At 69.7% G+C, this 13,310-nt stretch carries 13 protein-coding genes; 8 read left to right on the top strand and 5 right to left on the bottom strand.

Features of this window, described 5'->3' with window-relative positions:
• Nucleotides 1-102: 102 nt before the first annotated feature.
• Entirely contained in the window at nucleotides 103-1,320 is a 1,218-nt protein-coding gene (gene tet / locus ABL844_RS02075; protein ID WP_418130343.1) for a Tet(A)/Tet(B)/Tet(C) family tetracycline efflux MFS transporter, read from the bottom strand.
• Nucleotides 1,321-1,401: 81 nt separating this feature from the next.
• Between tet and tetR the strand changes: the two genes are divergently transcribed.
• Nucleotides 1,402-2,055 (top strand): tetracycline resistance transcriptional repressor TetR, encoded by a 654-nt coding sequence (tetR, locus tag ABL844_RS02070; RefSeq protein ID WP_418130342.1) that lies wholly within the window; start codon nucleotides 1,402-1,404, stop codon nucleotides 2,053-2,055.
• A gap of 6 nt (nucleotides 2,056-2,061) precedes the next feature.
• Here tetR and ABL844_RS02065 read toward each other — a convergent pair whose 3' ends face one another.
• Nucleotides 2,062-3,690, bottom strand: coding sequence for a GMC family oxidoreductase (locus ABL844_RS02065; protein WP_418130341.1), 1,629 nt, complete (start codon nucleotides 3,688-3,690; stop codon nucleotides 2,062-2,064).
• Between the two features lie 170 nt (nucleotides 3,691-3,860).
• Nucleotides 3,861-5,369 carry a CoA-acylating methylmalonate-semialdehyde dehydrogenase gene (locus ABL844_RS02060; RefSeq protein WP_184640299.1) on the bottom strand — a complete coding sequence of 503 codons (1,509 nt, stop codon included), beginning with the start codon at nucleotides 5,367-5,369 and terminating at the stop codon, nucleotides 3,861-3,863.
• Between the two features lie 120 nt (nucleotides 5,370-5,489).
• On the opposite strand from ABL844_RS02060, the gene ABL844_RS02055 reads away from it, so the two are divergent.
• The 6 genes from ABL844_RS02055 (at nucleotide 5,490) to ABL844_RS02030 (ending at nucleotide 10,492) form a co-directional block, all read left to right on the top strand.
• Nucleotides 5,490-6,419, top strand: a complete 930-nt coding sequence (locus ABL844_RS02055; protein ID WP_418130340.1) for a LysR family transcriptional regulator — start codon at nucleotides 5,490-5,492, stop codon at nucleotides 6,417-6,419.
• Nucleotides 6,420-6,567: 148 nt separating this feature from the next.
• Complete coding sequence (locus ABL844_RS02050) at nucleotides 6,568-7,734, top strand: MlaE family ABC transporter permease (protein WP_418130339.1); 1,167 nt, start codon at nucleotides 6,568-6,570, stop codon at nucleotides 7,732-7,734.
• Between the two features lie 12 nt (nucleotides 7,735-7,746).
• Nucleotides 7,747-8,571 carry an ABC transporter ATP-binding protein gene (locus ABL844_RS02045; protein WP_126022380.1) on the top strand — a complete coding sequence of 275 codons (825 nt, stop codon included), beginning with the start codon at nucleotides 7,747-7,749 and terminating at the stop codon, nucleotides 8,569-8,571.
• 9 nt (nucleotides 8,572-8,580) lie between these two features.
• Entirely contained in the window at nucleotides 8,581-9,540 is a 960-nt protein-coding gene (locus ABL844_RS02040; protein ID WP_126022381.1) for an MlaD family protein, read from the top strand.
• A gap of 27 nt (nucleotides 9,541-9,567) precedes the next feature.
• Nucleotides 9,568-10,233, top strand: a complete 666-nt coding sequence (locus ABL844_RS02035; RefSeq protein ID WP_418123881.1) for an ABC-type transport auxiliary lipoprotein family protein — start codon at nucleotides 9,568-9,570, stop codon at nucleotides 10,231-10,233.
• Nucleotides 10,234-10,270: 37 nt separating this feature from the next.
• The gene (locus ABL844_RS02030; protein ID WP_126022383.1) at nucleotides 10,271-10,492 is read left to right on the top strand and encodes a hypothetical protein; all 222 of its coding nucleotides are present in this window, start codon (nucleotides 10,271-10,273) and stop codon (nucleotides 10,490-10,492) included.
• A gap of 6 nt (nucleotides 10,493-10,498) precedes the next feature.
• Here the strand turns inward: ABL844_RS02030 and ABL844_RS02025 are convergent, their stop codons facing one another.
• The gene (locus tag ABL844_RS02025; protein WP_418130338.1) at nucleotides 10,499-11,266 is read right to left on the bottom strand and encodes an SIR2 family NAD-dependent protein deacylase; all 768 of its coding nucleotides are present in this window, start codon (nucleotides 11,264-11,266) and stop codon (nucleotides 10,499-10,501) included.
• Nucleotides 11,263-12,120, bottom strand: a complete 858-nt coding sequence (locus ABL844_RS02020; RefSeq protein ID WP_418130337.1) for an IclR family transcriptional regulator — start codon at nucleotides 12,118-12,120, stop codon at nucleotides 11,263-11,265. Before ABL844_RS02020 ends, ABL844_RS02025 begins: the two co-directional genes overlap by 4 nt.
• Before the next feature lie 146 nt (nucleotides 12,121-12,266).
• Here ABL844_RS02020 and ABL844_RS02015 point away from each other — a divergent pair, with 146 nt between their 5' ends.
• Nucleotides 12,267-13,226 carry an MBL fold metallo-hydrolase gene (locus ABL844_RS02015; RefSeq protein ID WP_418130335.1) on the top strand — a complete coding sequence of 320 codons (960 nt, stop codon included), beginning with the start codon at nucleotides 12,267-12,269 and terminating at the stop codon, nucleotides 13,224-13,226.
• Nucleotides 13,227-13,310: the final 84 nt, after the last annotated feature.

The raw sequence follows: 13,310 nt of genomic DNA, 5'->3' as shown, positions 1-13,310 counted from the left end.
CACTTCGTGTCGCTGCGCCAACCCCCTACCGGGGGCAACACCGGAGGCCCGGCGAAGCCGGTTCCTCGGTGTTTCTGGCATCAGGCCGAAGTCAGGCCACAGCTATGGCCTGGGAGCTCTGCGCAGCAGCACGGGCATGCACAGCAGGTAGACCACCGCGCCCGCCAGCCACGCGATGCCCGGAAAGCGCAGGCGGAAGGCGAAGTAGAGCTGGCTGATGAGCAGCGGTCCGAACACCGAGGCCAGGCTCGACAGGCTCGCGAGCACGCCCTGCAGCCGCCCTTGTTCGGCCTCGCCCACGCGGGCCGAGAGCATCGACTGCAGCGCGGGCGCGCCGATGCCGCCCGTGCACAAGAGCGGCAGCAGCGCGAGTGCCATCCAGCCCTGCGTGGCGAAGGCCAGCAGCGCATACGCGGTGCAGTCGGCTGCGGTGCCGATGGCGATGGCCGCGCGCTCGCCCCAGCGCTCGACCAGCGGCCCCGCCACGAAGCCCTGCATCAGCGCCTGGATCAGCCCGAAGACCGCGAGCGAGACGCCGACCATGGTGCCGTTCCACGCGAACTTGTCCTCGCCGTAGAGCACCCAGGTCGTGCCCGCGACCTCGCCCACCAGCATCAGCACGGTGAACACGCCGAGGATGGGCAGCAGCGCGGGAAAGCTCTTCGCCCAGCGCAGCGGTGCGAGCGGATGCAGCACGCCGCGGTCGAAGGGCTGGGAGGCGAGCTTCGGCGGGCGCGACTCGCGCAGCAGCAGCAGGGCCGCGAGGAATGTCAGGCCGTTGAGCACCGCGGCGGCGATGAAGGGCAACCGCACGCCGTGGTCGCCGAGCACGCCGCCGAGCGCCGGCCCCACGATGAAGCCGATGCCGAAGCAGGCGCCCATGCGGCCGAACCAGCGCGCGCGCTGGTTCTCGGGCGTGAGGTCGGCGATGGCGGCGGAGGCCACGGCCATGTTCGCGCCGGTCATGCCGGCGATCGCGCGGCCCACGAAGAGCATCCACAGCGAGGGCGCGAGGGCCATGAAGAGCGCGTCGATGGCGGCGCCCGCCACCGAGACCAGCAGCACCGGGCGGCGCCCGAAGCGGTCGCTGAGCGCGCCGAGCACCGGCGCGCAGAGGAACTGCATCAACGCGTAGAGCGAGAGGAATGCGCCGAAGCGCCAGCCGAGGTCACCGGTATGGCCGACCTCGCGCAGCAGGCTGGGCACGATCGGCATGACCAGGCTGATGCCGATCGCGTCGAGCGTGACGATCGCGAGGATCACGGCATGCGCGTGGCGGCCGCTCGCGAAAGGGGTCGGGAGGGTGCTTGAATTTATCATTGATAAGAAATTATCAGCGATAAATTCCGAGCTGTGAAGTACGCTCCCCGGTCGACATCGGCACGCACGCACATCGGAAGAATGAAACTGGACCGCGAAGTGATCCTCGAGACGGCGCTCACGCTGCTCGACGAGGTTGGAATGGACAAGCTCAGCACGCGCCTGCTGGCCGAGCGGCTCGGCGTGCAGCAGCCGGCGCTGTACTGGCACTTCAGGAACAAGCGTGCGCTGCTCGATGCGATGAACGGCGAGATCCTGCGCCGCGCCCACGAGCGCAAGCTGCCGGAGCCCGGCGAAACCTGGGACGCCTTCCTGCGCGAGAACGCACGCAGCTTCCGCCGCGCGCTGCTGGCGCGTCGCGACGGTGCGCGGCTGCATGCGGGCTCGGAGCCCGATCCGGCCGACCTCGACATGGTCGAGGCGCAACTCGCTTCCGTGGTCCGCCTGGGCCTGCCCGCGCCGCAGGCGATGACGCTGCTGATCGCCCTGGGCCGCTACACCGTGGGCTGCGTGCTGGAGCAGCAGGCGACGCCGCCCGACGCGGCCGAGCAGCAGCAGGCGCTCGACGCGGCCGCAGCCTCGCGCCCGCTGCTGGCCGAGGCTTTCGCCAACTACCGCCGGGCCGGGCCCGACGCGCTGTTCGAGATCGGCATCGACCTCATGCTGGAAGGCGCGAAGGCGCGCATGGCGGGCAATGCGCCGCCCAAGCGCCGCACTGCCGCACCGCGCCGCTGAAACCGCTCAGCGGTTGTCCTCGACGATCCAGCCCGCGGCCTTCTCGGCCATCATGAGCGTCGGGCTGTTGGTGTTGCCGCTGGTGATGGTAGGCATCGCGCCAGCATCCACCACGCGCAGGCCCTGCACGCCGCGCACGCGCAGGCGCGAATCGAGCACCGCCGCGGGGTCGTTGTCGGCGCCCATCCTGGTGGTGCCCACCGGGTGGAAGATGGTGGTGGCGATGTCGCCGGCCAGGCGCGCCAGGTCCTCGTCGGTCTGGTATTGCACGCCTGGCTTCCATTCCTCGGGCTTGTACTTGGCGAGCGCGGGCTGCTCGGCGATGCGGCGCGTGACGCGCAGCGACTCGGCCGCCACCTTGCGGTCCTCGTCGGTGCTCAGGTAGTTGGGCGCGATGGCCGGCGCGTCCTCGAAGCGGTTGCTGCGGATGCGCACCGAGCCCCGGCTCGTCGGGTTGAGGTTGCACACGCTCGCGGTGAAGGCCGGGAAGCTGTGCAGCGGATCGCCGAAGGCGTCGAGCGACAGCGGCTGCACGTGGTACTGCAGGTTGGGCCATTCGCGGTCTGGCGAGCTGCGCGTGAAGGCGCCCAGCTGCGAGGGCGCCATGCTCATCGGGCCGCTGCGCTTGAGCACGTATTCGAGGCCGATCTTCGCCTTGCCGATCATCGACGAGGCCATCACGTTGAGCGTGGGCGCGCCGGCGATCTTGTAGACCGCGCGGATCTGCAGGTGGTCCTGCAGGTTGGCGCCGACGCCGGGCGCATCGACCACCACGTCGATGCCGTGCTGCCTCAGCAGCTCGGAGGGCCCCACGCCCGACAGCTGCAGGATCTGCGGCGAGTTGATGGCGCCGGCGCTCAGCACCACCTCGCGCGTGGCGCGCACCGTGACCTTCTCGCTGCCGTTCCACACCTCGGCGCCGGTGCAGCGGCGCGTGCCGTCGGGTTGCGTCTCGAAGAGCAGGCGCGAGACCTGCGCGCCGGTCCAGAGCTCGAAGTTGGGCCTGCCGTAGCAGGTCGGGCGCAGGAAGGCCTTGGCTGTGTTCCAGCGCCAGCCGTTCTTCTGGTTGACCTGGAAGTAGCCAACGCCCTCGTTGTTGCCGCGGTTGAAGTCGGTGGAGTGCGGCACGCCGGCCTGCACCGCGGCTTCGGCAAAGGCGTCGAGGATGTCCCAGCGCAGGCGCTGTTTCTCGACGCGCCACTCGCCGCCCGCGCCATGCATCTCGTCGGCGCCCAGGTAGTGGTCTTCGTGCTTCTTGAAGGCCGGCAGCACGTTCTGCCAGCGCCAGCCGTCGTCGCCGGTGAGGTCGGCCCAGTGCTCGTAGTCGCGCGACTGGCCGCGCATGTAGATCATGCCGTTGATGCTGGAGCAGCCGCCCAGCGTCTTGCCGCGCGGATAGCGCAGCACCCGGCCGTTGAGGCCCGCGTCGGGCTCGGTGCTGTAGAGCCAGTCGGTGCGGGGGTTGCCGATGCAGTACAGGTAGCCGACCGGAATGTGGATCCAGTGGTAGTCGTCCTTGCGGCCCGCCTCGATGAGCAGCACGCGCCGGTTCTTGTCGGCGCTCAGGCGGTTCGCCATGAGCGAGCCGGCGGTGCCGGCGCCGATGACGATGTAGTCGAAGGTGGTCTCGCTCAAGTGGTTGTCTCCTTCTGCTTCGTTCTTTTTTGCTCAGGGCGCCGCACCGCGCCGATGCCAGTATCTGCCAGTACCAGTGCTCCCGCGGAACCGGCTCCGCCGGGCCGCCGGGAGCGCCCCCTCGAGGGGGGATGCGAGCGACACGAAGTGCGCGAGAGTCGGGGGTGGACTTATTTCGCAGTGGGCATGACGAACTCGGCGCCCTTGCCGATGCTTTCCGGCCAGCGCTGCATCACCGACTTCTGCTTCGTGTAGAAGCGCACGCCCTCTTCGCCGTAGGCGTGCATGTCGCCGAAGAGCGATCGCTTCCAGCCGCCGAAGCCGTGCCAGGCCATGGGCACCGGGATCGGCACGTTGATGCCGACCATGCCCACCTGGATGCGGCGGCTGAATTCGCGCGCCACGTTGCCGTCGCGGGTGAAGCAGCTCACGCCGTTGCCGAACTCGTGCGCATTGACCAGGTCGATCGCGTCCTTGAAGTTGGCCACGCGCACGCAGCTGAGCACCGGACCGAAGATCTCTTCCTTGTAGATGCGCATCTCGGGCGTGACGTGGTCGAAGAGCGTGCCGCCCATCCAGAAGCCATCGCCGCAGCCTTCGCCCGCCTGGTTGCCGTCGAACTTGCGGCCGTCCACCAGCAGCTTCGCGCCTTCCTTCTCGCCCAGGTCGATGTAGCCGGTGATGCGCTCGTGCGCGGCGCGGGTGACGATGGGGCCCATCTCGGCCGCGAGGTTCTCGCCGTTGAGCACCTGCAGCGTCTTCGTGCGCTCGATGAGCTTGGGAATGATCTTGTCGGCCACGTCGCCCACCAGCACCGCCACGCTGATGGCCATGCAGCGCTCGCCGGCCGAGCCGTAGCCGGCGCCGATCAGCGCGTCCACGGTCTGGTCGATGTCGGCATCGGGCATCACCACCATGTGGTTCTTCGCGCCGCCCAGGGCCTGCACGCGCTTGCCGTGGCGGGCGCCGGTCTCGTAGATGTAGTTGGCGATGGGCGTGGAGCCGACGAAGCTGATGGCCTTGACGTCGGGGTGCTCCAGCAGCGCGTCGACCGCGGCCTTGTCGCCCTGCACCACGTTGAACACGCCGTCGGGCAGGCCGGCTTCCTTCAGCAGCTCGGCGATGCGCAGCGAAGGCGTCGGGTCGGTCGGGCTGGGCTTGAGGATGAAGGTGTTGCCCGCGGCGATGGCCACCGGGAACATCCACATCGGCACCATCACCGGGAAGTTGAAGGGCGTGATGCCGGCGACCACGCCCAGGGGCTGGCGCAGCGTCCAGTTGTCGATGCCGGTGCTGACCTGGTCGGTGTAGTCGCCCTTGAGCAGCTGCGGGATGCCGCAGGCGAACTCGACGATGTCGATGCCGCGGCTGACTTCGCCCTGCGCGTCGGTGAAGACCTTGCCGTGCTCGGCGGTGATCATGTGGGCCAGCTCGTCCTTGTGCTCGTTGAGCAGCTGCAGGAACTTGAACATGACGCGCGCGCGGCGGATCGGCGGCGTGTCGGCCCAGGCCGGGAAGGCGGCCTGCGCGGCTGCGACGGCGGCCGAGACCTGGTCCGCATTGGCCAGGCCGACCTTGCCGGTGACGGCGCCGGTGGCGGGGTTGGTCACGTCCTGCGTGCGGCCGGAGGTGTTGGCGGCGGGCTTGCCGGCGATGAAGTGGTCGATGGAAGTAGGCATGGGGAGAACCCTGATGGAGGCGGTGTCGGGAGGAGGAGTGCGGCCAGTTTAGGCAGCGCGTTGTTCCCCGCCTAGTCACGATGCTTGAACTTATTGTTCGCATTGGCGAACAATGCAGGCATGAAACCCCAAAATATCGAGTCGCTCTGGACGCACCTGCACTGGCTCACGGTGCTGGCGCAGCAGGGCAGCTTCACCGCCGCCGCGCTGCGCCTGGGCGTGAGCAAGGCGGCCATGAGCCAGCGCATCGCCGAGCTCGAACGCGCGGCCGGCGCGCCGTTGGTGCAGCGCACCACGCGCAGCGTGCGACTCACCGAGGCCGGCCAGCGGCTGGTGGAAGACATGCGCGGCCCATTCGAGCAGATCGCCCACAGCTTCGCCGGCGTGCGCGACCTCGCGGGCGTGCCGCGCGGGCTGGTGCGGGTGACCGCGCCGGTGGCCTTCGCGCGCCAGCAGCTGGTGCCCCGGCTGGCCGACTTCCTGCGCGCGCAGCCCGAGGTGCGCATCGAACTCGACCTGTCCGATCGGCTCAGCTCGCTGGCGATGGAAGGTTTCGACCTCGCGATCCGCCATACGGCCGCGCCGCCCGACACGCACGTGGCCTGGACGCTGTGCGAAACCCGTTCGGTGCTGGTGGCCAGCCGCGCCTACCTGCGCCGCCGCGGCACGCCGCGCGAGCCCCAGGCGCTGGCCGGCCACGACTGCCTGCACTACCCCCGCGCCCAGGAAACGCCGACCTGGCACTTCGAGACCAAGTCTTCGGCGCCGCGCATCACGGTGCCGGTGTCGGGGCCGCTGGTCGCCAACAACAGCGAGGCGCTGCGCGACGCGGCCCTGAGCGGCCTGGGCATCGCGCTGGTGCCCGACTTCAGCGCGCAGGCGGCGCTGCAGTCGGGCAAGCTGCAGCAGGTGCTGCCGCAATGGCGCTCGGTGGGCGTCTTCGGCGAGCGCCTGTATGCAATACGCCCCTACGCCACGCACGTGCCGCAGGCGGTGACGGCCTTCGTGGGCTGGCTGCGCGAGGCGCTCTCCGATGGCTTCGCGCCCTGAGGAAATCATGAAGAAACGGCGTGGTGCCCTACGCGAACGAAGGGTCTGGCGCACCTTGACCGCGGATGCACGCGGTTACGATGCGCGCACCCGGCACGGGTTTTGTTAACTTTCCCCCTCACCCGCCTCACTTATTTCTCATCCAGCCATGTCTCCCGCTCCATCGCCTGCCGACGCCTCCGCCGCCGACAGCGCGTGGCCCCGCGTCGGGCAACGTGAGCAGGAGGGCCGCCAATGGACGGTGGCCAGCGGCCGCTGGACTACGCTGGCGATGTCGTCCAAGCCGGCATGGCAGGCGCTGGACCAGAGCCTGAAGGCGGCCCCGCCGGCCGACGACCATGCCTGGGACCTGCGGCCCATCGAGCAACTCGACCACATCGGCGCGCAGCTGCTGTGGGAGCACTGGCGCCACGAGTGGCCCGCCACCATCGAGTTGTCGCCGCAGCACAAGGCCGTGCTCGACCAAGTGGCGCAGTACACCGTCGCGACGCCCGACGAGCCCTCGCCCACGCTGAACGACCGCATCCGCGCGTTCTCGCACAACGGGCCGCGCGTGATGTACGTGGTGCGCGACTTCACCGCGCTGATCGGCCAGCTCGCCCTCGACCTGTGCCGGCTGGCACGCGCGCCGCACCGCGGACCGTGGCGCGATTTCTCCGGGCACCTGTATCAGTTCGGCGCGACGGCGCTGCACATCACGGCGCTGGTCGGCCTGCTGATCGGCGTGGTGCTGGCCTACCTGATCTCGCAGCAGCTGCGCCAGTACGGCGCCGAGACCTTCGTGGTGAACATCCTCGGGCTCTCGCTGATCCGCGAGCTGGGGCCGGTGCTCGCTGCCGTGCTGATCGCCGGCCGCTCGGGCTCCGCCATCACGGCGCAGATCGGCGTGATGCGTGTGACCGAGGAGCTCGACGCGATGCGCGTGATGGGCATCCCGCACGGCTTTCGCCTGGTGATGCCTCGCGTGCTGGCGCTGGCCATCGCAATGCCGCTGATCAGCCTGTGGACTTCGATGGCCGCGCTCGCGGGCGGCATGCTCGCGGCCGACGCTGCCCTCGACATTTCGCCGGCCTATTTCCTCTCGGCCCTGCCGCGCGCGGTGCCGATCTCGAACCTGTGGCTGGCCATGGCCAAGTCGGCGGTATTCGGCATCCTGATCGCGCTGATCGGCTGCCACTTCGGCATGAAGGTGAAGCCGAACACCGAGAGCCTCGGGCGCGGCACGACCTCGTCGGTGGTCACGTCGATCACCGCGGTGATCCTGGTCGATGCATTGTTCGCCGTGCTCTTCAAGGGCATCGGCTTCCGTGCATGAGGGCGTGAAACCATGAGCATGCCCGTGCGCCCCGACACCGACGCCACCGTGGTGGACATCCGCGGGCTGTGGACCGTGTTCCAGAGCGCCGACGGCGAGCAGGTGGTGCACCGCGACCTGCAGCTGCACATCGACCGCGGCGAGGTGCTCTCGCTGGTCGGCGGCTCGGGCACGGGCAAGACAGTGCTGCTGCGCCAGATCCTCGGGCTGGAGAAGCCCACGCGCGGCCACGTGGAGGTGCTGGGCCAGGAGCCCGGCGAGCTCAGCGCCTCGGGCGCGGCCAACGTGGGCATGCTGTTCCAGCACGGCGCGCTGTTCTCGGCCTTCAGCGTGCTGGAGAACATCGCCTTTCCGCTGCGCGAGCTGAAGCTGCTGCCCGACGAGCTCATACGCCACGCGGCGCTGGTGAAGCTGCAGATGGTGGGCCTGGGCCCGCAGCACGCCAACAAGAGCCCGGCCGATCTCTCGGGCGGCATGATCAAGCGCGTGGCGCTGGCGCGCGCGCTCATCATGGACCCACCGCTGCTGCTGCTGGACGAACCCACGGCCGGCCTCGACCCCGAGGCCTCCGACAGCTTCTGCGACCTGCTGCGCGGCCTGCACCGCGAACTGGGCCTCACGGTGGTGATGGTCACGCACGACCTGGACACGCTGTTCGACCTGAGCACCCGCATCGCGGTGCTGGCCGACCAGAAGGTGATCGTCACGGGCGCGGCGCGCGATGTCATCGCGTATCCGCATCCCTTCATCCACGAATACTTTCTCGGCGGGCGCGGCCAGCGCGCCCTCGAAGCGCTGCATGACAAGCCGGCCCCCGAGCGGGCCGCTGAAAGGTAGGTAGCCACCATGGAAAACAAGGCCCACGCACTCGCCGCCGGCGCCTTCGTGCTCGGACTGATCGCCGCGCTCGTCGCGCTGGTGGTCTGGTTCACGCGCGACAACACCGTGCGCAACATCTACGAGCTCTCCACGCGCGACGCGGTCAGCGGCCTGCAGCCGCAGGCCATGGTGCGCTACCGCGGCATCGCGGTGGGCAAGGTGGCGTCGATCGATTTCGACCCCAAGGTCAAGGGCAACGTGCGGGTGCGCATCACGGTCGACGAGCGCGTGCCGCTCACCACCTCCAGCTTCGCCACGCTGAGCTACCAGGGCGTGACCGGCCTGGCCTTCATCGCGCTGGACGACAAGGGCGAATCGACCGTCGCGCTCAAGCCCAACAACGACGACCCGCCGCGCATTCCGCTCAAGCCCTCGATGCTGGCGCAACTGCAGGACCGCGGCGAGGCCATCATCAACCAGGTCGAGGAAGTGACCAAACGCGCCAACCAGCTGCTGAGCGATCCCAACCAGAAGCGCGCGGCCGACGCGCTGGAGAACATCGCGGCCGCTTCGGCCAGCGCCAACACGCTGCTCAAGACGCTCGACAACACCGTGAAGACCGGCCTGAATCCGGCGCTGACGAAGCTGCCCGACACCATGGCCTCCGTGAAGAAGGCCGCCGGCGACGTCTCGCGCGTGGCCAACAACTTCAACACCACCGTGGGCCGCCTGAACGCGCCCGACGGCCCGGTCGAGCGGCTGAGCGACGGCACCAAGGCGCTGGCGCAGGCGGTCGATTCGTTCAACGCCGCCACGCTGCCGCGCGTGAACCGCGTGGCCGACGACACCTCGCACGCGGTGCGCCGGCTGGGCCGCGCGGCGGACAGCATCAACGACAACCCGCAATCGCTGCTGTTCGGCAACGGCGGCGCGGCCGCGGGTCCGGGCGAGCCGGGCTTCCAGGCGCCGGCCGCGACGCGGCCCTGATTCCCGACCGAGGGAGGATCACCGACCATGAACGCCATTCGCAAGACCCCTGCCGCCCTCGCGCTCGGCTGCGCCCTGCTGCTGGCCGCAGGCTGCGGCGCGCTGCCCGACAAGCCCGCGCGCGCCACGCTCTACGACTTCGGCCCCGGCCCGGCGATGCCGGCCCCGGCCGCCGCGCCGGCCAGCCTCCCGACGCTCTCGCTGGCCGAGTTCGAGAGCAACACCCGCCTCGAAGGCACGCAGATCCTCTACCGCCTGGGCTACGCCGACGCCAACGAGCTGCGGCCCTACGGCCAGTCGCGCTGGAGCCTGCCGCCCTCGCAGCTGCTGCGCCAGCGGCTGCGCGACACGCTCTCGGAGCGCCGCATGGTGCTCGGCCCCGAAGAGGCGGCCACCATCTCGCGCGGCCGTGGCGAGGCGCCGGACACGCTGCGCATCTCGCTGGACGAGTTCAGCCACTACTTCGAGTCGGCGAGCGCCAGCGTGGGCCTGGTGCGCCTGCGCGCCACGCTGGTCCGCACCACGACCGGCGGCGACCGGGTGCTGGGCCAGCGCCTGTTCACCGTGCGCCGCCCCGCGCCCAGCGCGGACGCGCCCGGCGGCGTGAAGGCGCTGATCGCGGCCAGCGACGCGGCTGTGGCCGAGGTCGTGCAGTGGGTGGACCAGTTGCAGCAGCAACAGCCGCGGCAGTAATCTGCGGCACCACACGGAAAGGAAGGAGCCTCGCCTCATGAACGCAACACGCATCGTCGGCATCCTGCTGATCGTGGCCGGCATCGCCGTGCTGGCCATGGGCAGCTTCAGCTTCACCAAGGAAACCCACCAGGCCAAGCTCGGGCCGCTGGAGTTCTCGGTGAAGGAGAAGGAAACGGTCAACCTGCCGGTGTGGGCCGGCGTGGCCGTGATCGTGGTGGGCGGGGCGCTGGTGCTGCTGGGGGGCCGCAAGGGCTGAGCGCCCTCAGCCTCTGGAGCCCGGCACACCCGCCAGCAACTGCGGCAGCAGGTCTTCGGAAAGACCGCGCAGCACCACGGCCGCCGCGTCGTCCAGGTGCGGCAGCGGCTCCAGGTTCAGCGTAATGAGCCGCGCGCCGTGCGCGAGGGCGGTCTGCGGCAGCTCGGCCGCCGGATAAACGATGGTGGTGCTGCCCACCACCATGAACAGGTCGCACTCCTGAGCCGCCACTTGCGCGTCGAGCAGCACGCCGGCATTCAGCATCTCGCCGAACATCACCACGTCGGGCCGCGCGTGCGAGCCGCAGCGCAGGCAGCGGTGGAAAGGCCAGGGGCCGCTTCGGTTGCCGCAGCGGTCGCAGCGCCAGCGGCGCAGCGAGCCGTGCAGCTCCAGCACGTCCTGGCCGCCGGCCAGCGTGAGCAGGCCGTCGACGTTCTGCGTCACCAGCCGCGTGGCGGGGCGCAGCCGCTGCAGCAGCGCGAGCGCGGTGTGGCCCGGGTTGGGCTGGGCCGACTCGATGACCGACTGGCGCTGCCCCCAGAATTTCGTGAAGCCCGACGGGTCGCGCGCCAGGTCTTCGGCGTGGGAGAACTGCAGGGCGTTCTGGCTCTTCCAGAGGCCGTCGGCATCGCGGTAGGTGGGAATGCCGGAGGCGCGCGACAGGCCCGCGCCCGAGAAAACGACGATGCGGCGGGCGTTGGCCAGCAGTTCGGTGGCCGCGTGAACAGGGGAGGAAAAGGAAGAAGAAATATCCGGTGTGACTGGCGTCGTCATCTCTCTGTTCTGGGGGGAGCTGGCGCGGCGGCTGCGGCGCCCAGGCGCTGCGACACGGTATCGGCGCAGGCCTTGAGCGCACGGGAAATCTCGCCGTCCCACGCGGTGTCGAAGATGCCGGCCGGGCCGATGGCGGTGACGGCCAGCACGATGGCGCCAGTGTGGTCGAAGACGGGCGCGGCCATGGCGCTGACGCCCTCGATGACCTCGCCGTCGGAACGGCTGATGCCGTGCCCGCGCACCTCCTGCAGCTGGCGCTCGAAGTCGCCCCAGGAGGGCAGCGGCTGCACCGGCGGCATGCCGGCCGGGGGCGTGGGCTCGCCGCCCTTGCGCTGCTTCCGGCGCTGGCGTTCTTCCTCGAGCAGGCTGCGCACCGCGTCCTCGTCGAGATAAGCCGCGAACACCCGCCCCGAGGCCGTGTTGGTCAGCGAGAACACCGTGCCGTGCCGCATGTTCACGTGCACCGGCGAGGGCGACTCGGCCGTGCGCACGATGGTCGCGCCGCGCGCGCCCCACACGGCCAGCGCCACGGTGTGGCCGATCTGCTGCGCGAGCTGGCCGATCAGCGGGGTGGCGATGTGCACCGGGTCGGCCTGCTGCAGGCTGATGAGGCCCAGTTGCAAGGCGAGCGGGCCGAGCAGATAGTGGCCGCTGGCGCGGTCCTGCTCGATGAGGCCCAGGCGCCCGAAGCTGACCATGTACGGGTGCGCCTTGGCCGCCGTCATGTCGGCCTCGCGCGCCAGGTCCTTCAGCGCCATGGGCCGGCCGTGATGCACCAGCGCGCGCAGCAGCTGGCCACCGACTTCGATGCTCTGGATGCCGCGCTGGGCGCGGTCGCTGTCACTGGCTGCCATGGCCGGCCTCGCCTTCTGGTCGTTCGTTCATGAAGAAGGGATTAGACATTAACTGATCTGCGGCTTACACTGCGCCAATTCGTTAACTGCAAATTCGTTCGACTTAGACGAATTTCAAATTCCACCCCACCGACGGAGACACCCCGATGAGCCAAGCCAAGAAATTCGCCAGCCAGGCCGACATGGAAGAGAAGAAGGTCACCTTCAGCCAGATCTCGGAACATGCCTGGGCCTACACCGCCGAGGGCGACCCCAACACCGGCATCGTGATCGGCGACGACTGCGTGCTGGTGGCCGACACCCAGGCCACGCCCGCCATGGCGGCCGACGTGGTGCGCCGCATCCGCGAGGTGACCGACAAGCCCATCAAGTACGTGGTGCTCACGCACTACCACGCGGTGCGCGTGCTGGGCGCGGCCGGCTACGGTGCCGAGCACATCCTGGCCAGCCAGGACACGCGCGACCTGATCGTCGAGCGCGGCGAGCAGGACAAGGCCAGCGAGATCGGCCGCTTCCCCCGCCTGTTCCAGAACGTCGAGACCGTGCCGCCGGGCCTGACCTGGCCCACCATGACCTTCACCGGCAAGATGACCCTGTGGCTGGGCAAGCTCGAGGTGCAGCTGATCCAGCTCGGGCGCGGCCACACCAAGGGCGACACCGTCGTCTGGCTGCCGCAGGAGCGCACGCTGCTGTCGGGCGACCTGGTCGAGTTCGGCGCCACGCCGTACGCGGGCGACGCCTACTTCAAGGACTGGCCGCAGACGCTGGACAACATCGCCGCGCTCAAGCCCGTGGCCCTGGTGCCCGGCCGCGGCGCCGCGCTGACCACCCGCGAGGCGGTGGCCGAGGGCCTCACTGGCACGCGCGACTTCATCTCCGACGTGTACGCCAGCGTGCAGGAAGGCGTGAAGGCCGGGCGCGACCTGAACGCGGTCTACAAGGAGACCTACGAGAAGCTCAAGCCCAAGTACAGCCAGTGGGTGATCTTCGACCACTGCATGCCCTTCGACGTGAGCCGTGCCTACGACGAGGCCTCGGGCCACGCCGACCCGCGCATCTGGACGGCCGAGCGCGACGTCGAGATGTGGAAGGCCCTCGAGGGCTGATTCCGCATTGCTCCCTCCCCCGCTGGGGGAGGGTTGGGGTGGGGGCAGGCAGAGCGCCCGAAGTGAACGCTGTCGTGCCCCCAC

This window comes from Variovorax sp. 278MFTsu5.1 (assembly GCF_048305045.1).
GTDB classification, from domain to species: Bacteria; Pseudomonadota; Gammaproteobacteria; order Burkholderiales; family Burkholderiaceae_C; genus Variovorax; species Variovorax guangxiensis.
Note: the sequence above shows the minus strand (reverse complement) of the source record. Positions and strands in the feature narration are given on the sequence as shown.